Annotated in this window: 20 protein-coding genes and 1 other RNA gene; 10 read left to right on the top strand and 11 right to left on the bottom strand. The window is 47.5% G+C overall.

The genetic code is table 11. The features are described from left to right. Window positions 1-3 precede the first annotated feature (3 nt). Together hslU and hslV are read right to left on the bottom strand one after the other, a co-directional pair. Complete coding sequence (gene hslU / locus AS158_RS05955) at window positions 4-1,395, bottom strand: ATP-dependent protease ATPase subunit HslU (protein WP_165304712.1); 1,392 nt, start codon at window positions 1,393-1,395, stop codon at window positions 4-6. 12 nt (window positions 1,396-1,407) lie between these two features. Next, window positions 1,408-1,938 carry an ATP-dependent protease subunit HslV gene (gene hslV, locus AS158_RS05960; RefSeq protein ID WP_038054673.1) on the bottom strand — a complete coding sequence of 177 codons (531 nt, stop codon included), beginning with the start codon at window positions 1,936-1,938 and terminating at the stop codon, window positions 1,408-1,410. An 81-nt stretch (window positions 1,939-2,019) separates the two neighbouring features. Between hslV and mnmA the strand changes: the two genes are divergently transcribed. Together mnmA and AS158_RS05970 are read left to right on the top strand one after the other, a co-directional pair. Beyond that, window positions 2,020-3,096, top strand: a complete 1,077-nt coding sequence (gene mnmA / locus AS158_RS05965) for a tRNA 2-thiouridine(34) synthase MnmA (RefSeq protein ID WP_165304713.1) — start codon at window positions 2,020-2,022, stop codon at window positions 3,094-3,096. Further along, window positions 3,093-4,022, top strand: a complete 930-nt coding sequence (locus tag AS158_RS05970; protein WP_165304714.1) for a GAF domain-containing protein — start codon at window positions 3,093-3,095, stop codon at window positions 4,020-4,022. Before mnmA ends, AS158_RS05970 begins: the two co-directional genes overlap by 4 nt. 9 nt (window positions 4,023-4,031) lie before the next feature. Here AS158_RS05970 and AS158_RS05975 read toward each other — a convergent pair whose 3' ends face one another. The 5 genes from AS158_RS05975 to AS158_RS06000 form a co-directional block, all read right to left on the bottom strand. Continuing rightward, window positions 4,032-4,226, bottom strand: a complete 195-nt coding sequence (locus AS158_RS05975) for a DUF6485 family protein (protein ID WP_004081411.1) — start codon at window positions 4,224-4,226, stop codon at window positions 4,032-4,034. Next, the gene (locus tag AS158_RS05980; protein WP_241241267.1) at window positions 4,223-4,828 is read right to left on the bottom strand and encodes a hypothetical protein; all 606 of its coding nucleotides are present in this window, start codon (window positions 4,826-4,828) and stop codon (window positions 4,223-4,225) included. The genes AS158_RS05975 and AS158_RS05980 overlap by 4 nt, the downstream gene beginning before the upstream one ends. Before the next feature lie 173 nt (window positions 4,829-5,001). Then, entirely contained in the window at window positions 5,002-6,210 is a 1,209-nt protein-coding gene (locus AS158_RS05990; RefSeq protein ID WP_165304716.1) for an RNA-guided endonuclease TnpB family protein, read from the bottom strand. 36 nt (window positions 6,211-6,246) lie between these two features. Next, on the bottom strand, window positions 6,247-6,453 hold the full coding sequence (locus tag AS158_RS05995) for a clostripain-related cysteine peptidase (protein WP_008192208.1): 207 nt from the start codon (window positions 6,451-6,453) through the stop codon (window positions 6,247-6,249). Window positions 6,454-6,463: 10 nt separating this feature from the next. After that, window positions 6,464-7,375 (bottom strand): TIGR01212 family radical SAM protein, encoded by a 912-nt coding sequence (locus tag AS158_RS06000; RefSeq protein ID WP_038054690.1) that lies wholly within the window; start codon window positions 7,373-7,375, stop codon window positions 6,464-6,466. Between the two features lie 71 nt (window positions 7,376-7,446). On the opposite strand from AS158_RS06000, the gene AS158_RS06005 reads away from it, so the two are divergent. Both AS158_RS06005 and AS158_RS06010 read left to right on the top strand, forming a co-directional pair. Beyond that, window positions 7,447-9,180 carry a proline--tRNA ligase gene (locus AS158_RS06005; protein ID WP_038054693.1) on the top strand — a complete coding sequence of 578 codons (1,734 nt, stop codon included), beginning with the start codon at window positions 7,447-7,449 and terminating at the stop codon, window positions 9,178-9,180. After that, window positions 9,177-10,682 (top strand): YifB family Mg chelatase-like AAA ATPase, encoded by a 1,506-nt coding sequence (locus AS158_RS06010; RefSeq protein ID WP_012310539.1) that lies wholly within the window; start codon window positions 9,177-9,179, stop codon window positions 10,680-10,682. The genes AS158_RS06005 and AS158_RS06010 overlap by 4 nt, the downstream gene beginning before the upstream one ends. Here the strand turns inward: AS158_RS06010 and fliJ are convergent. Continuing rightward, window positions 10,679-11,113, bottom strand: a complete 435-nt coding sequence (fliJ, locus tag AS158_RS06015) for a flagellar export protein FliJ (RefSeq protein ID WP_012310540.1) — start codon at window positions 11,111-11,113, stop codon at window positions 10,679-10,681. The two genes, AS158_RS06010 and fliJ, sit on opposite strands and share 4 nt — an antisense overlap. 109 nt (window positions 11,114-11,222) lie before the next feature. Between fliJ and tmung the strand changes: the two genes are divergently transcribed. The 4 genes from tmung to AS158_RS06035 are packed head-to-tail and all read left to right on the top strand — an operon-like array spanning window position 11,223 to window position 15,021. Then, the gene (tmung, locus tag AS158_RS06020) at window positions 11,223-11,804 is read left to right on the top strand and encodes a type-4 uracil-DNA glycosylase (protein WP_011943060.1); all 582 of its coding nucleotides are present in this window, start codon (window positions 11,223-11,225) and stop codon (window positions 11,802-11,804) included. 1 nt (window position 11,805) lies between these two features. After that, window positions 11,806-12,324, top strand: coding sequence for a metal-dependent transcriptional regulator (locus tag AS158_RS06025; RefSeq protein ID WP_012310541.1), 519 nt, complete (start codon window positions 11,806-11,808; stop codon window positions 12,322-12,324). After that, window positions 12,321-13,250, top strand: a complete 930-nt coding sequence (locus AS158_RS06030) for an SDR family oxidoreductase (RefSeq protein WP_012310542.1) — start codon at window positions 12,321-12,323, stop codon at window positions 13,248-13,250. The genes AS158_RS06025 and AS158_RS06030 overlap by 4 nt, the downstream gene beginning before the upstream one ends. Then, window positions 13,222-15,021, top strand: coding sequence for an AAA family ATPase (locus tag AS158_RS06035; RefSeq protein ID WP_038054696.1), 1,800 nt, complete (start codon window positions 13,222-13,224; stop codon window positions 15,019-15,021). The genes AS158_RS06030 and AS158_RS06035 overlap by 29 nt, the downstream gene beginning before the upstream one ends. A 188-nt stretch (window positions 15,022-15,209) precedes the next feature. Here the strand turns inward: AS158_RS06035 and groL are convergent, their stop codons facing one another. The 3 genes from groL to ssrA all read right to left on the bottom strand — a co-directional run bounded on the left by groL (window position 15,210) and on the right by ssrA (window position 17,670). Next, complete coding sequence (groL, locus tag AS158_RS06045) at window positions 15,210-16,826, bottom strand: chaperonin GroEL (protein WP_008192177.1); 1,617 nt, start codon at window positions 16,824-16,826, stop codon at window positions 15,210-15,212. 14 nt (window positions 16,827-16,840) lie between these two features. Beyond that, entirely contained in the window at window positions 16,841-17,116 is a 276-nt protein-coding gene (gene groES / locus AS158_RS06050; RefSeq protein ID WP_008192171.1) for a co-chaperone GroES, read from the bottom strand. A 197-nt stretch (window positions 17,117-17,313) separates the two neighbouring features. Beyond that, window positions 17,314-17,670, bottom strand: a transfer-messenger RNA (tmRNA) gene (gene ssrA / locus AS158_RS06055). Between the two features lie 136 nt (window positions 17,671-17,806). Between ssrA and AS158_RS06060 the strand changes: the two genes are divergently transcribed. Both AS158_RS06060 and AS158_RS06065 read left to right on the top strand, forming a co-directional pair. Next, a complete protein-coding gene (locus AS158_RS06060; protein ID WP_011943065.1) occupies window positions 17,807-18,844 on the top strand; it encodes an ABC transporter permease in 1,038 nt (345 codons plus the stop codon). Window positions 18,845-18,857: 13 nt separating this feature from the next. After that, window positions 18,858-19,799: an ABC transporter permease gene (locus AS158_RS06065; protein WP_004081440.1), complete on the top strand. Its 942-nt coding sequence runs from the start codon at window positions 18,858-18,860 to the stop codon at window positions 19,797-19,799. The last annotated feature ends 5 nt before the right edge of the window (window positions 19,800-19,804 follow it).

Raw genomic sequence — 19,804 nt, forward strand, 5'->3', positions numbered from 1 at the left:
ACCTCACAGTATGTACGCGCTCAGATCCTCGTCCTGAACGATCCTTTCGAGTCTTCTTCTCACGTATTCGGCATCCACAACGACCCTCTTTTCCGGAATATCCGGTGCTTCGAAAGAGATCTCCTCGAGGACCTTTTCAGCAACCGTGTAGAGCCTTCTGGCTCCGATGTTTTCGAGTCTTTGATTCAACTGATATGCTATTCGAGCCATTTCTCTGATTCCATCCTCGGAGAAGACGAGTTCCACGCCTTCCGTTGAAAGGAGTGCTTGGTACTGTTTTATGATGGCGTTCTCTGGTTCCTTCAGTATCCTCACGAAATCCTCTTCGGAGAGGGGTGACAGTTCCACACGTATCGGGAAACGTCCCTGAAGTTCCGGGATGAGATCTGATGGTCGTGAAACATGGAATGCTCCGGCCGCTATGAAGAGAATGTAATCCGTTCTTACCGGTCCGTACTTGGTCATGATCGTGGTGCCTTCAACGATGGGAAGAAGGTCCCTCTGAACACCCTGTCTGGACACATCTGGTCCCACAGCACTTTCTTTTCCAGCGATCTTGTCTATTTCATCTATGAAGATGATTCCCCTGTTCTGAGCTCTGTCAAGTGCTTCCTGCACCACCTTGTCCATGTCTATGAGTTTTTCCGCTTCTAAAGGCAGCAGGACCTTCCTCGCTTCAGAGACCTTCATCTTTCTCTTTTTCTTCTGCTTTGGAAGCATTCCACTGAACATATTAGTGATCTCTATCCCGAGGTCTTCCATGCCCGGCCCGAAGATTCCCATGAACGGAGAGACCGTTTCTTCGAGTTCTATTTCAATCTCTTCGTTTTCCAGCTCCCCTTTTCTCAGTTTCTCCCTCATTTCTTCTCTTTTCGCTCTGAATCTTTTCCTATCTTCCGGTGTGTACTGATGTTGCTGTCCACCGGTTATGAGGTTTATGAAGGGATTCGTGGCAACTGGCATGGCTTTTGATTCGGGAACGAGAGAATCGAGAATTCGCTCTTCAACCAGTTCTTCCGCCTGTTTTTCCACTTCTTTTATCTTTTCCTGTTTCACCATGTTGACACTGATCTCAACCAGATCTCTTATCATCGAGTCCACGTTCTTTCCCACGTATCCCACTTCCGTGAACCTTGTCGCTTCGACTTTCAAGAACGGTGATCCGGAAAGCTGAGCCAATCTCCGGGCGATCTCTGTCTTTCCTACACCCGTGGGTCCGATCATCAGGATGTTCTTGGGGAGTACTTCTTTTCTCCATTCTTCTGGAAGCTTCTGTCTTCTGATTCTGTTTCGGACCGCTATCGCCACAGCTTTCTTTGCTTCGTACTGACCGACTATGTATTTATCGAGCTCCTGAACGATTTCCTTCGGAGTCATTTCATCGAAACTCTTCATAAGAACACCCCCCTAAACTTCTTCGATCACTATGTTCTGGTTCGTGTAGATGCAGATCTCACCGGCTATCATCATTGCTTTCTCCACGATTTCCCGCGCGGAGAGATCGGTGTTTCTGAGAAGGGCCTTGGCAGCTGCGAGTGCGTAAGGTCCTCCAGAACCGATGGCGGCCGCGTCGTCGTCGGGCTGGATAACCTCACCGTTTCCCGATATGATGAAGATGTTCTCTTTATCTGCCACAAGAAGCAGGGCTTCCAATCTTCTCAGAACTCTGTCCGTTCTCCAATCCTTTGCGAGTTCAACGGCAGCCTTTGTGAGGTTACCTCCCCACTCTCTCAGTTTCGCTTCGAATCTATCGAAGAGCGTCATGGCGTCCGCCACAGATCCCGCAAAACCAGCGAGCACTTTTCCTTCCCCAAGCTTTCTAACCTTTCTCGCATTTCCCTTCAAAACGGTCGAACCGAAGGTGACCTGACCGTCTCCTCCCATCACCGTTTGACCGTTTTTTCTCACAACCAGTATCGTCGTTCCGTGAAATTTCATGGTTCAACACCTCCTCAAGTTATTTTAACTCAATTTCTCAAATAAAGGAAATGGTATCATCTTAAATGAGGAGGTGCGAACTTGAAAGTAGGGGTGGCTCTCAGCGGAGGAGTGGACAGTGCGGTAGCTCTCTATCTGTTGCTGAAAGAAGGGCACGAGGTAAAGGCCTTCCACATGAAGACGAAGGAAGATGAATTCTTCATCAGAAAAGAGATAAAGAAGAAGGTCTGCTGCAGTCCATCGGATACGGCTGACGCAATGAGAATAGCACACTTTCTCGGAGTGGAGATAGAGATCGTCGATGTGAAGGAGACCTTCAGAGAGAAAGTCATCGAACCGTTCAAGAGTGATCTTCTCAAAGGTCTCACTCCGAATCCCTGCGCACACTGCAATCGTTTCGTGAAATTTGGATACCTCATGGATTACGTTCTCAAACAGGGGTTCGATGCGTTCGCGAGTGGACACTACGCAAGAATAGAGTTCAGCGAAAAGTATGGAAAAAAGGTGATAAAAAAGGGTGTGGATCTGAAGAAAGATCAGTCGTATTTCCTTGCCAGGATCGAACCCTGGAGGATAGAAAGACTCATCTTCCCGAACGGCATCTACACGAAAGAAGAGATCAGAAGAATCGCCGAGGAAGCAGGAATACACGTTGCAAAGAAACAGGAAAGTCAGGATGTGTGTTTCATACCAGACGGCAGCATCGAAAACTTTTTGAAAGACGAGGGTATAACGCTCAAAGATGGAGATATCATCACACCTGAGGGAGAGGTCGTTGGTCGGCATTTTGGGTATCCGCTCTACACAATCGGTCAGAGGAAGGGCTTCAAAATAGAAAAATTTGGAAAGAGATACTACGTGAAGGGCAAAATTCCGGAGAAGAACGTTGTTGTCGTATCAGATCTGGAAGATGTTTTCTTCTCCGGTTTGATCGCAGAAGATCCTGTCTGGCATGTTGAAGTGCCGGAAGAGTTCAGATGCGTCTGCAGGGTGAGGAAAAAATCGGAAGAAGCCCCCGCAGTTGTCAGGGTAAGAGATAACGAAGTGGAGGTCAGGTTCGAGAAGAAGGTCTTTGCCGTCACACCGGGCCAGATCGCCGCCTTTTACGATGAAGACACACTCCTTGGAGGAGCGATTATAAAGGAGGGAATTCGATGAGAAGCATCGTTCAGAACAAGGTGGAAGAGTGTCTCGAGATATTGAAGTGGGACAAAACGAAATGGATCGACTTCTGGAGAGAGTTGAGAAGAAAGTTCGGCCCGATAGTCCCAAACTACGAGAGAAAACTCGAATTGAACGATGAAAAGATCGAGAAGATCCTTCGGGAAATAGAACGAAGAGAGCTCGACAGATTCAAGTGGGACTGGCTGGACGTCTCGAGGAACAAAAAAATAGAGTGCGCAGAATCGCTCTCAGAGAGAGAAGATTTCCTCGATTTGAAAAGAGAAGACTTCTCCGTGTTCCTCATGTCGCTTTTGGGTCTTTCAGACTGGGTTGTTGTGGATGGAGAGAAAGAGAAGATCGTGGTGATGGATGTGTTCTCTCTCTGGAGAAAGGGACTTCTAAGAGAGCTTTCACTCGCCACGCTCCACGCGGTGATAGAGTTCAGAAAAGGAAAAGAAATCGGGAACTACGGAGGAAAAAAAGAGTACTTCGATTCTCTGCTGAAGGAAATCGAGAAGATTTTAAAAAGAGGAAAAGAAGCTCTCGGTGATCTGTGCGAATTTTTGAGAAACCACGTTTCGTACTACGACTGGGTGGGATTTTACTTCGTGGAGGATGGAAAGCTGAAACTCGGTCCGTTCGTGGGAGAGCCAACAGAACACGTGGAGATACCGTTCGGAGTTGGAATCTGTGGTCAGGCAGCGGAGAGAGAGGAGACCTTCGTTGTTCAGGATGTGAGCAAAGAAACAAACTATCTCTCCTGCAGTCCAAAGACGAAAGCGGAAATCGTGGTTCCCATTTTCAAAGATGGAAAAATCATAGGAGAACTGGACATAGATTCGTACAGTTCTTCTCCTTTCTCCGAAGAAGACAGAGATTTTCTCGAAAAGGTGTGCGAACTCGTATCAAAGGTGGTGTGAGGGAGAACCTCACACCACTCTTTTGAAGTGCTCGATGGATCTGTCCCAGGTTTTCTCCGCGTCGTTCGGGAAATAACACGCGGGAAGTTCTCCGTGCTGTCTGTGGTAGTGCATACATTCACAGCAGATGCCTTTTCTCGGACATCCAGGATAAGAACAGTTGCAGTAAGAGAGGTTCCTCTCTTTGTTCGGGCAGGCCTTCACGATTTCACCTCCAGATTTCTCATGATTCGATCGTCCATATCGAGAAATTCGTTTATTTCTTGAGAGAGCCTGACAACCAGATACAACCAGTACACACCGAGAGTGAGCAGAGTGAGGAGAAAAACCGATAACACGTTCCTTTCCTTTATGACCGGTTTGTAGTCGATGTTGAAAAGGGTTCTGTAGAGGTATATTTTTATCTCTTGGAGTTTCCTTATAGTTTCAAACAGGTAGTGAAGAAAGATCACAAAAAAGATCAACTGAAGCAGGGAGAAAATCCATATTCCCGCAAAGAGAAACTCGAGAAACCAGAAGGCTATAAAGGCAATGTACGGCCAGTTTGGAACAAACGGTCTCTCATTCAAGTTCACAGAATGTTGTTCCGATAGTTTCAGCGTTTCCAGAACGTTGATGTTCAGAAGCACACTCCACTGTCTGTAAACGATCAAAAGAGAAATCGTGGAAATCAGAGAAAGAAAAAGGGTCATAGACCCAAGGGTGTAACTGGGAGATCCTGCCAGAATCTCCCTGTAATATTCTAACAGCAGAATCGAGCTCATCGCAGAAAAGACAACACCCATCCAGGCCAGGTTCATGTTCACCCTCTTCAATTTCTATCCCTCCAGTGTTCGATGAGATCGTCTCAGGAGCTCTCCGAGGTGAAGTCGTTTAAAGCAACGAAATCGTCCCAGTATTCCGGATTTTTCACTTTCTGAGGCAAGTAGATCTTGACCTCCTCCCAATCCCCTGAAGGGGATGGGACTTTTGGTGGCTCTCAGGCCACCTTCCATGGAGCCAAAGACGCTCCATGGCCACAGAGGTGCGGATGGAACCTCACACCTCTGACGGGGGCCAAACCCGCTACTACCTGGCCTGTGCCAGGATACCTTTTCCAGATGTTGATTGCTCCAACTCCGTCCCTGTGATACTCAAAACCACAGGTTTTGCAGTGGTATCTTCTTCCGTTCGGCTTGTTCTTTGCACCACAGACAGGACACGTCTTGCTCGTGTTCGCTTCTGAGATGAGCTTTACTTTGATTCCGAACTGCTCTGCTTTGTACCTTATCATCTCGATGAGTTTTCTGAACTGCCACTGGTGGATCTTCTGGTTCGCATTGTCGCTATAGTCCGCTCTTTCTCTGATCCCTGTGACGTCTCCTATCACGATGGTTCCGATTTGTTTTCTGAGGCACAGTCCGATGAAACTGCTTGTGATCTTGTGCATGATGTCGTTGATCTGGTTTCTGAGCCGTCTCAGGACTCTTTTCTTTGCACGAACAAGCTTGTTGTACCTTCTTGATCCCTTCTTGCACTCTGCTATGGCAGACTGAAGGCTTGCGAGGCGTTTGTTTCGGTAGCGAAGGATGCTGCTAAGAACCCCTCCGTGGTAGCTGATGACTTCTTTTCCATCAAAGCACGTGATGGGACGGAGCACTCCAGGGTCGACTGCCATAACACCAGAATTAGCACTCTTTTCTTCAATCTCCACCTCTATCGCAAGGTGGAGATAGTATCCATCTTCAAAGACAAGTCTTGCCTGTTTGATGCGAAGGGGAGGTTTGAGAGGTGTTTGTACAACAAATGGTTCTCGTTCTCTGCCAAAAGACAGTCTCAGGGTGCCGTCTGGCAGAAGCTTCACAGCGCTTTCTTTCCATATGAACGGCAGATAGCGTTTTTTCTTGTGGGGAGGTTTTGCATCTTGATTCTTTTTGGCTGCTTTGAAGTACCCTTTGAGGGCTTGAAAGTAGAGCTGAACAAATGTCTGCTTTGAGTGGACGTGGATTTTGATGTTTTCTGCCCAGCGGAGGATGTATTTGTCTGCGGCAGGCCAGGACAGCCAGAAGCCTTTCTTTCGGTGTATCTTTCGCACAAGAGACATCGTTTTGTTGTAGATTCTTGCTGCGGTGCGGTTGAGTTCTTCGCATGTTTGATTCAAATGTCCCGGTACAGCGAGTTTGTAGGTTCGTATCACACGTCTGGGCATTTTTCCACTCCCTGTGCCAATTGTAACACAGTCGAGCTACAACAACCACTTACTATCCCTCTGAAAGAGGATAGCTTGCGTGGTTGGGGTTCTGTCAACCAGAGCGAAGACATCTATCCAAGATGGATTTCCCATCATCTCCTTCAGATCCTGAGAGATGAACTGCTCCAGATCGTTGTCCCCTGCTATCCAGACGAGGAACGAAAGCGTGTGGTTGTAAACAGGAATGCACCCGAAAATCAAGAGAAAAAGACTACCTGTTAAGATAATCAAACTTCTTGCCCTGATACGTATCTCTCCTCTCGAGTTCTTCTTCTATCATGTTGATGATTTCTATCTTGCTCTTTCCCCAGTTACCGAAGATCGTTCCCTTTCTCGGAGGATCTGCAACCAGCCTGTGAATAACCACGTTCGGAGAGAGATACTCGAGAAATGTGATCGCTCTGTCGATGTACTCCTCGAGTGAACAGATTTTTATTTCTCCCTTTTTGTACATCTCCGCGAGTTTTGTTCCTTCCACCACGTAAAGCGAGTGGAGTTTCACACCGTCCACATCGAGAGCGGAAAGGATCTTGGCCGTCTCTACCACATCCTCCATATCGTCCCAGGGCAGATTCAAAATCACATGCACCACGAGTTCGATGCCTCTCTTTTTCACTCTCACAGCGGCATCCACGAACTCCGCGAGGGTGTGGCCTCTGTTGATCTTCTTGAGTGTTCGATAGTTTGCTGTCTGAAGACCGAGCTCAACGGAAACATCGACACGCTTTTTGAATTCTTCGAACAGATCCAAAACTCGTTCGGACACGAGATCGGGCCTCGTGGAGACAGAGAGCTGGATTATACTGTCGTCCACGAGAGCTTCCTCGTAGCGTTCTCTGAGCACCTCAACAGGAGCGTACGTGTTGCTGAACGACTGAAAATACGCGATGAATTTCTTGATCCCCCGCTTTTCGTATTTTTTCTTTATTTCCATGACCTGCTCTCTTATCGGGAGCCTCATCAGAGTGGTAAAACCGCTTCCCGTGGCATCACAGTAGATACAGCCACCCCTACTTTTCGTACCGTCCCTGTTCGGACAGGAGAATCCCCCGTGTATCACTATTCTCTGAACCCTTTCACCGTATCTTTCCTTCAGATAATCGCTGAGCTTTCTGTATCGCACGGCCCATCCTCCTTTTCCTATCTATGATACAATAGTTTCAAAAGAACTCGAAATCGAGGAGGAGATCGGCCTTGCGGATGAAAGACCTCTACGCTCCTACTCTCAAAGAAACCCCTTCCGATGTTGAGACAGTGAGCCACGAGTATCTTCTTCGAGGAGGCTTCATCAGAAAAACAGCTGCCGGTATATACACCTACCTCCCACTGGGAAGAAGAGTGCTTCTCAAAATAGAGAACATAGTTCGGGAAGAGATGAACAGGATAGGGGCACAGGAAATTCTGATGCCCATCCTTCAACCTGCGGAACTCTGGAAACAGTCAGGAAGGTGGGACGATTACGGTCCCGAAATGATGAAACTCAAAGACAGGCACGAAAGAGACTTCACACTCGGTCCCACGCACGAGGAGATCGTCACGGACCTTGTGAAGAACGAGCTCCGTTCGTACAAACAGCTTCCTCTCACTCTGTATCAGATAGCGAACAAGTACAGAGACGAAATCAGACCCCGTTTTGGCCTTCTCAGGGCAAGAGAATTCATCATGAAGGACGCTTACAGCTTTCACGCAAGCTGGGAATCTCTGGACGAGACGTACGAAGAGTTCAAAAAAGCGTACTCCCGAATTATGGAAAGGCTCGGCGTGAGGTACATGATCATAGAGGCAGAAACGGGTGCCATCGGAGGGAACGCTTCCCACGAGTTCGTCGTTCCTGCAAAAATAGGAGAGACGAACGTACTCTTCTGTGAAAAGTGCGGCTACCAGGCAAGCGACGAAAAAGCCGAATACAAAGGTGAATATACTCAGGAACAGGAAGAAGAGAAACCCTTCAAGAAGGTTCCCACACCCGGGGTGAAGACGATCGAGGAAGTTTCAGAGTTTCTCGGTGTTCCTCCGTCGAAGATCGTGAAGTCTCTTCTTTACAAAGGAAGAGAAGGATACGTCATGGTACTCATAAGAGGAGACCTGGAGCTCAATGAAGCGAAACTCAAAGCACATTTGAAAGATCAGTCGCTGAGAATGGCAACTCCAGAAGAAATTCTGAAGGACTTCGGTGTTCCTGTCGGATTCATTGGACCCATCGGTGTGGATGTGAAGAAAGTGGCCGATCACAGCGTCAGGGGGCTGAAAAACTTCGTCGTTGGGGGTATGGAAGAGGACACGCACTACGTAAACGCAAACCATCCCAGAGATTTCAAGGTGGACGAGTGGTACGATCTGAGAACGATGGTGGAGGGCGATCCCTGTCCCGTCTGTGGTGAGCCTCTCAAGGCAACAAAAGGGATAGAGCTTGGTCACATATTCAAACTCGGTACAAAATACTCCGAAGCCATGAAGGCCTACTTTATGGATGAAAACGGTGAGATGAAGCCTTTCATCATGGGCTGTTATGGCTGGGGAGTTTCCAGAACGATGGCGGCTGTTGTGGAGCATTTCCACGATGAGAACGGTATGATCTGGCCCCTTTCGATCGCCCCTTACACCGTTGTGGTGGACATTCTGAACATGAACGACGCTGAACAGAAGCAGGTGGGAGAAAAGATTTACCAGGTTCTCTCAGAAAAAGGAGAAGAGGTTGTTCTGGATGACAGAGAAGTCTCGCCTGGTTTCAAATTCAAAGACGCCGATCTCATAGGCTTTCCCATAAGAATAAACGTGGGAAGATCCCTCAAGGAAGGTGTTGTTGAACTGAAGAAACGCTATTCGAAAGAACTCGTCAAGGTGAACATCAAAAACGGTTTCGGCACGCTTCTGGAAACACTGGAAAAGATGAAGCGGGAGTACGATCCCAAGGAGGCTGCCAGGTGAACTACAGCAAACTCTCCTCCGCCACGATACAGGGAATAGAAGCAATGAAAATAGATGTGGAAGTGGATTTCGACAACAGGAGCGTTTTCAACGATATAGACGTGGTCGGTCTCGGTGACACCGCTGTGAAAGAGAGCAGAAAAAGGGTGAAAAGTGCTATTCTGAACAGCGGATTTTCTCTTCCACACGGTAAATACGTGGTGAACCTCGCTCCTGGAGACGTGAGAAAAGAAGGTTCCATGCTCGACCTGCCAATCGCACTGTGCATACTCGCTTCAACAGGAATAGTTCAGGTGAGCGAAAACATCCTCGCTATAGGAGAACTCTCGCTGAATGGAGAAGTGAAGAGGGTGAACGGGGTTCTTCCCGTTCTCCTTTCTCTTTCAGAAAGGTTCAATGGTACGGTGCTCATCCCAAAAGAGAACGAAGAAGAAGCAAAGTGTGTGAAAGGGCTGGATATATATGCAGTGGAATCTCTCAGAGAATGCGTTGAGTTTTTGAGGGGAGATAGAGCGCTGAAACAGATCGAGTATTCGGGTATAGGAAACACGAACGTTGAATACGAGATTGATTTTTCCGACGTTAGAGACCACGAGATGGTGAAAAGAGCGGTGGAGATAGCCGTCGCAGGTTTTCACAACATCCTCATGATAGGAAATCCCGGTTCCGGAAAGACCATGATAGCGAAGAGAATTCCCACGATCTTTCCTCCCATGTCCGAAGAGGAAATCCTCGAGACGAGTAAGGTGTACAGCGCATCTGGTTATCCCGGGATCGTGAAACTCCGTCCCTTCAGATCTCCCCATCACACAGCGTCGACCGTCTCCATCATCGGTGGCGGCACCAACCCAAGACCCGGTGAGATTTCCCTCGCACACAACGGTGTTCTGTTCCTCGATGAACTGCCGGAATTCAAAAGAGACGTGCTGGAAGCGTTGAGACAGCCTCTCGAAGAAGGCATCGTCACGGTTGCCAGAGCGAAGTTCACCGTCACCTACCCCGCTCGCTTCATGCTGGTCGGTGCCATGAATCCCTGTCCCTGTGGAAATCTTGGAGACCCGAAACAACCCTGTGTCTGCTCTCCCAGAGACATCATGAGGTACAGAAAGAAAATCTCAGGTCCTCTTCTGGACAGGATGGATCTGGTGATCAACGTTCCGAAGCTCTCCTTCGAGGAAATGATGAAAAAACCCGAAGGAGAGAAAAGCTCTTCAATCAGAGAGCGGGTGATTAAGGCGAGGGAGATACAGAAAAGACGTTTCAGGGATACTCATATTTCCTGCAATTCACAGATGTCTCACAGAATGCTGAGGAGGTTTGTCCAGCTGGACGAGAAGAGTGAGGACCTCCTGAAGAGATACGTGGAAAGATACGGACTGTCGGGTAGAAAGATCGATAAAGTTCTGAAGATCTCACGAACAATAGCGGATCTGGAAGGTTCGAGCAGTGTAGAAATGAGTCACCTCGCAGAAGCGCTTCAGTACAGGTTCAGAGAGAGTTAGCTTTCCCACCAGAATTTCCTCTCCGCTATTTCATCCATGGTCTTCCTTTCTTTGAGGTTTTCCTCACGAAAGTACTCTCGCATCTTTCTTTCTTTTAATTTTTCAAGAATCTTTCTCTCCTTCATTTTTTCAAAAAGTTTACTTCTCGTTTTTTCCTGTTCCTTCATCAGTTCAGAAAGTTCACTTTGCTTTTTTTTGATCTCTTCTTCATAAAACATCATCTGCATCTCCATATTCAGGAGATCTTCCTTTCTGAGAACCTTTTTGTGAAGAAAATTACTTTCTATTCGCTTCTTTTCAGCGGAAAGTTGTTGTATAATTCTCTGGGTATTTTCCACTTTTTCATTGATTTTTGAGAGATCGTTTTTCAAAGTTTCTTCTTCCTTTCTTCGAACATCGTATATTCTCTGAAGTCTAAATCTAAAAGGCACGAATCATCACCCCAATAAGATTTTTGGAAAAATTTATAGTGGATGATAAAATTAAGTAAGGTTCTGATAATTTCCAGAAATATTTTACCAGAATCCGGGGGAGAAAGGCTTGTATACAAGGGAAGAACTCATGGAGATAGTGTCAGAGAGAGTGAAAAAGTGTACGGCTTGCCCACTTCATCTGAATAGGACAAACGTTGTCGTAGGAGAAGGAAATCTGGATACGAGGATCGTTTTTGTGGGAGAAGGACCGGGAGAGGAAGAAGACAAGACGGGAAGACCTTTCGTCGGAAGAGCGGGAATGCTTCTGACGGAGCTACTCAGAGAATCAGGTATCAGAAGAGAAGATGTTTACATATGCAACGTTGTGAAATGCAGGCCTCCCAACAACAGAACACCCACTCCTGAAGAACAGGCGGCATGTGGACATTTTTTACTCGCTCAGATCGAAATCATCAACCCAGATGTGATAGTTGCTCTCGGAGCCACGGCATTGTCTTTCCTCATGGATGGGAAAAAGGTATCCATAACCAAAATCAGAGGAAATCCCATCGACTGGCTCGCAGGAAAAAAGGTCATTCCAACATTCCATCCGAGTTATCTTCTGAGAAATAGAAGTAATGAACTCAGAAAGATCGTTCTTGAGGATATTGAGAAAGCAAAAAGTTTCATAAAGAAGGAGGGTCGATAGCATGCCAAGAGGAAGAAAGAAAACCCTGACACCTGCGCTCGAAGATTACCTTGCGGTGATTCAGGAGATACTTCAGAAACAACCCGCGGCGAGGGTGAGCACCATCGCGAGAAAGATGGGTGTGAGCCTTCCAAGTGTGACAAACGCCATGAAAAGACTGGCAGAACTCGAATACGTCGAATACGAGAAGTACGGATACATAACCCTTACCGAGAAGGGAAAAAGAAGAGCAAGATCGTTGAGAGGTTCTCAGAACAGACTCAGAAACTTTTTCTTCTACGTGATGGGAATACCTTCGCCCACCGCGGAAAAACTCGCGCGTCATTTCTCACACTTCCTGGATACAAAAACGAGAGAAAGATTCAAGAGATTTTACGACATAATGGTGAATTTCGATGAGAGCAAGGTGCAGGAACTGAAGGAATTCCTCGAAGAGAGCAGAAGACTTGTGAACGTTCAGGAAATCCCTGAAGAAGCCAGAATTATGGAAGAAGATGAAGAAGAGGAGGCTCAACCATGAACGTTCTGGTAACAGGCGGAGCGGGCTTCATAGGATCCCACGTGGTGGACAAACTGATAGAAAACGGATACGGCGTCATTGTGGTGGACAATCTATCCTCTGGAAAGGTCGAAAACCTCAACAGAAACGCGCTGTTTTATGAACAGAGTATAGAGGACGAAGAAATGATGGAGCGGATCTTCTCTCTGCACAGACCCGAGTATGTCTTTCACCTCGCCGCTCAGGCTAGTGTCGCCATCTCCGTTAGGGAACCTGTCAGAGACGCGGAAACGAACATCATTGGATCTCTTGTGCTTCTTGAAAAATCCATCAAGCACGGTGTTAAAAAATTCATTTTTTCATCCACCGGTGGGGCTATATACGGAGAGAATGTGAAGGTCTTTCCAACACCAGAGACGGAGACACCTCATCCGATATCACCTTACGGTATTGCGAAGTACAGCATCGAGATGTACCTGGAATTCTTCGCAAGAGAGTACGGGCTGAAGTACACAGTCCTCAGATACGCCAACGTTTACGGGCCAAGACAGGATCCGTACGGTGAAGCGGGCGTGGTGGCCATCTTCACTGAAAGGATGCTCAGGGGAGAGGAAGTTCACATATTCGGTGATGGAGAGTACGTCAGAGACTACGTTTACGTTGATGACGTAGTCAGAGCGAATCTTCTCGCCATGGAGAAAGGCGACAACGAAGTCTTCAACATAGGAACGGGAAGGGGCACGACCGTGAACCAGCTCTTCAAACTGCTGAAAGAGATCACTGGCTACGATAAAGAGCCCGTCTATAAACCACCGCGTAAGGGCGACGTGAGAAAGAGCATTCTCGATTACACGAAGGCGAAGGAAAAACTCGGCTGGGAACCCAAAGTTTCCCTTGAGGAGGGATTGAAGCTCACCGTTGAGTATTTCAGAAAAACCCTTGAATGAACTGCTCAGGCCGAAAGATTTCGAGGATTTCGTCGGTCAGGATCATATATTCGGCGATAAAGGGATTCTCCGGCGAACTTTAAAAACAGGCAACATGTTCTCCTCCATCCTTTATGGACCACCGGGGTCTGGTAAGACCTCGGTTTTTTCACTGCTGAAAAGGTATTTCAACGGCGAGGTAGTTTATCTGAGCTCCACCGTTCACGGGGTTTCTGAAATAAAGAACGTTCTCAAAAGAGGAGAACAGCTGAGAAAATACGGAAAAAAACTGCTTCTTTTTCTCGATGAAATACACCGCCTGAACAAAAACCAGCAGATGGTCTTGGTTTCCCATGTTGAACGAGGAGACATCGTACTGGTTGCGACAACAACTGAAAACCCAAGTTTTGCCATCGTACCCGCACTTCTCTCAAGATGCAGGATTCTTTACTTCAAAAAACTCTCTGACGAGGACCTGATGAAGATCTTGAAAAAAGCAACAGAGGTTCTCAACATCGATCTGGAAGAAACGGTAGAGAAAGCCATAGTAAGGTATTCCGAAGGAGACGCCAGGAAACTCTTGAACACCCTGGAGATCGTCCACCAGGCGTTCAAAAACAAGAGGGCAACTCTTGAAGATCTGGAAACTCTGCTGGGAAATGTGAGCGGGTACACGAAGGAATCACACTACGATTTCGCTTCAGCCTTTATAAAGAGTATGAGGGGTAGCGATCCAAACGCCGCCGTTTACTACCTCGTCAAGATGATAGAGATGGGAGAAGACCCGCGATTCATAGCACGAAGAATGATCATATTCGCCAGCGAAGACGTTGGACTCGCCGACCCAAACGCTCTACATATCGCCGTTTCGACCTCCATCGCTGTCGAACACGTGGGACTTCCCGAATGCTTGATGAACCTTGTAGAGTGTGCCATCTACCTTTCCCTCGCTCCCAAGAGCAATTCTGTTTATCTTGCAATGAAAAAGGCCCAGGAACTTCTTGTGGAGGACGTACCGCTTTTTTTGAGAAATCCCGTCACCGAAGAAATGAAAAAGCGTGGATACGGAGAAAGGTATCTTTATCCCCATGATTTCGGTGGTTTCGTGAAAACGAACTATCTTCCAGAAAAGTTGAAAGGTGAGGTCATCTTCCAGCCAAAAAGAGTAGGTTTTGAGGAAGAACTCTTTGAAAGGCTCAAACGTCTTTGGCCCGAGAAGTACGGGGGTGAAAGTATGGCCGAAGTGAGAAAAGAACTGGAATACAAAGGGAAAAAGATCAGAATCGTAAAGGGAGACATCACAAGAGAAGAAGCGGACGCCATAGTGAACGCGGCGAACGAATATCTGAAACACGGAGGAGGAGTAGCGGGAGCGATCGTGAGAGCAGGTGGAAGCGTTATTCAGGAGGAAAGCGACAGGATCGTTCAGGAGCGTGGAAGAATTCCGACAGGCGAAGCGGTGGTAACCGGCGCTGGAAAGCTGAAGGCAAAATACGTGATTCACGCTGTGGGACCCGTTTGGAGAGGAGGCAGTCATGGAGAGGACGAACTCCTCTACAAAGCAGTTTACAACGCACTCCTTCGAGCTCACGAACTGAAATTGAAAAGCATCTCAATGCCTGCCATCAGCACAGGAATCTTCGGATTTCCGAAAGAAAGAGCGGTGGGAATCTTTTCAAAGGCAATAAAAGATTTCATCGATCAACATCCGGATACCGCTCTGGAAGAAATCCGCATATGCAATATAGACGAGGAAACAACGAAAATTTTCGAAGAAAAGTTCAGCGTTTGATGAAACCAAAAGAAGGGGCAAACGCCCCTTCTTTTTTTAAGACCTCTGAGGAAGTATTGAATCAACTCAAACGAGTTCTTGGATCTATTCCGCAACAGATTTCCATACCTGAAAGGAACTATTGATATTTTCATCATACCACAGAAAGTAAAAAAAGTAAAGGGGGCCTTTGGCCCCCTTGTTATCATTTAGAATTCTTCAGGAATACTCGGTGTTTCTTTTTTCTCCTCGGGTTTTTCAACGATGAGCACTTCCGTTGTCAGGAGCATTCCAGCGATGGACGCGGCGTTCTGCAGGGCGCTCCTTGTAACCTTTGCTGGGTCAATGATTCCTCTTTCAAACATGTTGCAGTATTCTCCCCTGAGTGCGTCGAATCCATAGGCTGGATCGTCATTCGAGAGTATCTTCTCTATGATCACCGCTCCGTCGTATCCTGCGTTTTCAGCAATCTGCTTAATGGGGGCTGAGAGTGCCTTGTAAACGATCTGAGCTCCTATTTTCTCGTCGCCTTCGAGCTCTTCTATGACCTTTTCAACGGCCTTTCTTGCTCTCAGGAGTGTTACTCCTCCACCGGGAACGATACCTTCTTCAACGGCTGCTCTTGTAGCGCTCAGTGCGTCTTCAATTCTGTGTTTCTTTTCCTTGAGCTCTGTTTCGGTGGCCGCTCCAACCTTTATGACGGCTACTCCTCCTGCGAGTTTTGCCATCCTTTCCTGGAGAGTTTCTTTTTCGTACTCAGATGTGGTTTCCTCTATCTGGGCTTTGATTTGAGCGATTCTCTTCTTGATAGCCTCTGGATCACCTTTTCCTCCAATTATGATGGTTTCATCTTTCTTGACCCTCACAAGATCGGCTCTTCCGAGATCTTCAAGGGTGAGATCTTCGAGATTGATTCCGAGCTCTTCACTTGCCACCTGACCTCCGGTGAGAATTGCTATGTCCTGAAGCATGGCTTTTCTTCTTTCACCGAATCCAGGAGCCTTCACGGCACAGGACTGGAGAGTACCCTTGAGTTTGTTGAGAACAAGTGTTGTCAGAACTTCTCCTTCAACGTCTTCCGCTATAACGAGAAGTGGTCTTCCGGTCTGAGCGACCTTTTCAAGGATCGGAATGAGAGGTTTCACAGCGCTGAGTTTCCTGTCAGTGATGAGTATGAAGGGTTCCTTCAGAACGACCTCCATCTTCTCGGCATCCGTGACGAAGTATGGTGAGATGTAACCTCTGTCAAACTGCATACCTTCGGTGAATTCAACGTAGGTTTCGAGTGTTTTGGAATCTTCCACAGTGATGACCCCGTCTTCTCCTACCTTGTCCATAGCTTCTGCGATGAGCTCTCCTATTTCGGCGCTGTTCGCAGATATAGCGGCAACGTGGGCAATGTCCTCCCTACCGGAAAGTTTCTTGGAGACCTTCTTGATCTCTTCAACGGCTTTCTCAACGGCTTTGTCTATACCCCTCTTGAGGAGAATTGGATTGGCGCCCGCTGCAACGTTCTTGAGACCTTCTTTGATCATAGCCTGTGCGAGAACCGTAGCAGTTGTTGTACCATCACCGGCAACGTCGTTTGTTTTGGAAGCAACTTCTTTCACGAGCTGAGCCCCGAGGTTTTCGAATTTGTCCTCGAGCTCAATCTCCTTGGCTATGGAAACACCGTCGTTGGTTATTGTTGGAGAACCCCACGATTTTTCGATAACAACGTTCCTTCCCTTCGGTCCGAGAGTCACCTTTACCGCGTTAGCAACCTTGTCCACACCTCTTTCGAGTGCCCTTCTCGCTTCTTCATTGAACTTCAGAATCTTCGGCATATCTCACACCTCCTTCACTCTTCGATTTTCGCGAGTATGTCATTCACATCGATGATGATGTAATCCTCATCATCAATCTTTATTTCTGTACCCGCATATTTGGAGTAAATAACCTTGTCTCCAACTTTGATGTCAAATTTTTCCTCGTCATCGATCTTTCCCACGGCTACGACCTCTGCCTTCATCGGTTTCTCCTTTGCGGAATCTGGAAGAACGATTCCTCCCTCAGTCTTCTTTTCCTCTTTGATGGGCTTGATGAGAAGCCTTTCACCGAGAGGTATCACTTTCATCATCCATCCCTCCTTCGTAGATTTTTAGCACTCTCATCGTTCGACTGCTAATATAAATATACTACTTTTTACGAGCCTCTTCAAGGGATATTGATTAAGAAAAACGAACACAAACTCAACATTATCGTTAATAATGGGTAAACAATGAGTCAAAGAGGTTGAAGAAAAGTAAAAAGGCGCTTGAAGCGCCCTTTTTCTGGTGGAGGCGGGGGGATTCGAACCCCCGTCCGAAGATGGAGGCCCCTGGGCTTCTCCGAGCGCAGCCCGTGTTTTCGATTTCAGGGGGGACCCCCCACGGGCAGGGTGTCCTCTCCCACAGCCTTCCTGAAATTTCCCGATTCAGGCCGGAAGGCGAAGCCCGAATCGGTAGGCTGGATCTCTCACGCCCTCTTCCGAAGCCCAGCCAACTTCGGAGAGGACGGCCGCTTATCTATTAAGCGGCAACAGCAACAGGTTCGTTGGCACTTATTCTTTGTCCCACCTTTTTTACGAGGAGGTGGGGACCTCGGCTCGCTTCCCAGGGGACTCCATCCCCGTCGAACCCGTTCGCCCCCTGGTTTATCAATCCATCTTTATTATACCACCTTTATTATACCACTGTTCAGACTCTTCCAAATGTCGGAAGGTTCAGGGTATGTTGTATAATCATATGAAGATACATACCCAATTTACGACCAGGAGGTGTACCAGGTGACCGCATACATCATACGAAGACTTCTGCTCTTGCCCCTGATTCTCTTAGGAGTAACTTTCATCGTCTTCTCGATGATCCAGTCCCTCGGGCCGGATAAATTGCTCGCAGCGTACGTCAACCCGAATATGCTGGACAAATTAACGACTGAGCAAATGGATGCCCTGAAGGAAAAGTACGGTTTGAACGACTTTTTCGTTGTGAGATACGTCAAATGGCTCTCAAACACTCTGAGAGGTGATCTCGGGTGGTCCCTTGTTGGGAAAGAACCGGTGAAAGATGCTCTTTTGAGAAGACTCCCATACACCGTTGAACTTGCGCTTTACGCCATCTTCCCTGTTGTATTTGTTGGAATATGGCTCGGTGTGAAGGCTGCGGTTCACAGAGGAAAATTCCTCGATCATTTCATAAGAATCTTCGCCGTGGTTGGCTGGTCTTTTCCTGATTTCGTCTTTGGATTGCTCGTTCTGATGATCTTCTACAGCATACTGAACTGGCTTCCTCCTGGGAATCTGAGTATGTGGGCTGAAGAAGTGATCAAATCTCCGGAGTTTCATCGCTACACAAAGCTCGTTACAATAGACGCACTTTTGAACGGCAGACTGGACATCTTCTGGGATGGGCTAAAGCACCTCATAGGTCCCATCATAACTCTTTCGTGGCTCTGGTGGGCGTATCTTCTGAGAATCACCAGGTCGAGCATGCTGGAAGTCCTGAACAAAGAATACGTGAGAACCGCCAGGGCAAAGGGTCTTCCCGAAGATGTGGTTATAAACAAACACGCCAGAAGAAACGCCTTGATTCCTGTTACCACGGTTGCCGGTGGTATGGTCATCGGTCTCTTCTCCGGTACCGTGATCGTGGAAACGGTCTTCAACAGAACGGGTGTGGGAAGTTTCACCGCGCAGGCAGCTCTGCAGCTCGATTACGCTTCGGTGATGGCTTCTGCGTTGTTTTTCTCAACAATTCTTGTTGTTGGAAATCTCATAATAGATATTCTGTACGCCCTTATAGACCCCAGAATAAGACTTGGATGAGAGGTGAAACGACGTGAACCAGGAATTCAAAAGAATAATGAAGAGATTTTTTAGAGATCCATCCGCCATCATAGGGTTCTCTCTGGTGCTCTTCTTTGTGGTGATAGCCATTCTCGCGCCTGTTATAGCTCCTCCCATTCACCCGCTCACCAGAGCCAAGCTACCCGATCCTTACTTGATGCCCGTGGTGAGCTGGAATCAGAGCCCACAACCCCCTACCACGAAAGAGGATGCCCTGGCGAAGAATCCCAACAGAGAACCTATACGCTGTGTTGATTATCATCCATTCGGTGTCATTGGTGGCCGTGATATTCTATACGGAATCGTCTGGGGCACAAGAACGGCTTTCAAGATAGGTCTCATAGTCACACTCGCAAGACTCCTGATAGGAGTGTTCATAGGTTCAATCTCAGGTTACTTTGGAGGATGGATAGATGAGGTTCTCATGAGGATCACCGATATCTTTCTCTCTATTCCTTTCCTCATAGCGGCTGTTGTGCTGACAACCGTTCTCGGGACAGGTCTCGACAAGGTTATGATAGCGATGATCGTGTTTGGATGGATGGGAGCGGCAAGGCTCATCAGAGGAAACATTCTTCAGGTGAGGGAAGAACAATTCGTTCTGGCAGCGAAAGCAATAGGTGTGCCCGATTTTCTCATCATACTGAAACACGTTCTTCCGAATACCATTTTCCCCGTCCTGATATGGGCTTCCATGAACATGGGATCTCTCGTGATAACGGCCGCTGTGCTCAGTTTCTTGGGACTCGGTGCCCCCCAGGGATACGCCGACTGGGGATCCATCCTCAGTTACTCGAGAGACTGGATGATGGAGATAGGAAAGCACTGGTACGCCCTCGTTTATCCCGGTACCGCTATGGTTCTCTTCGTTCTGGGATGGAATCTGCTGGGCGATGCGCTCAGAGACGCTTTCGATCCAAGGCTAAAATTCTAAGGAGG

This window comes from Thermotoga sp. 38H-to (assembly GCF_011057665.1).
Taxonomy (GTDB): domain Bacteria; phylum Thermotogota; class Thermotogae; order Thermotogales; family Thermotogaceae; genus Thermotoga.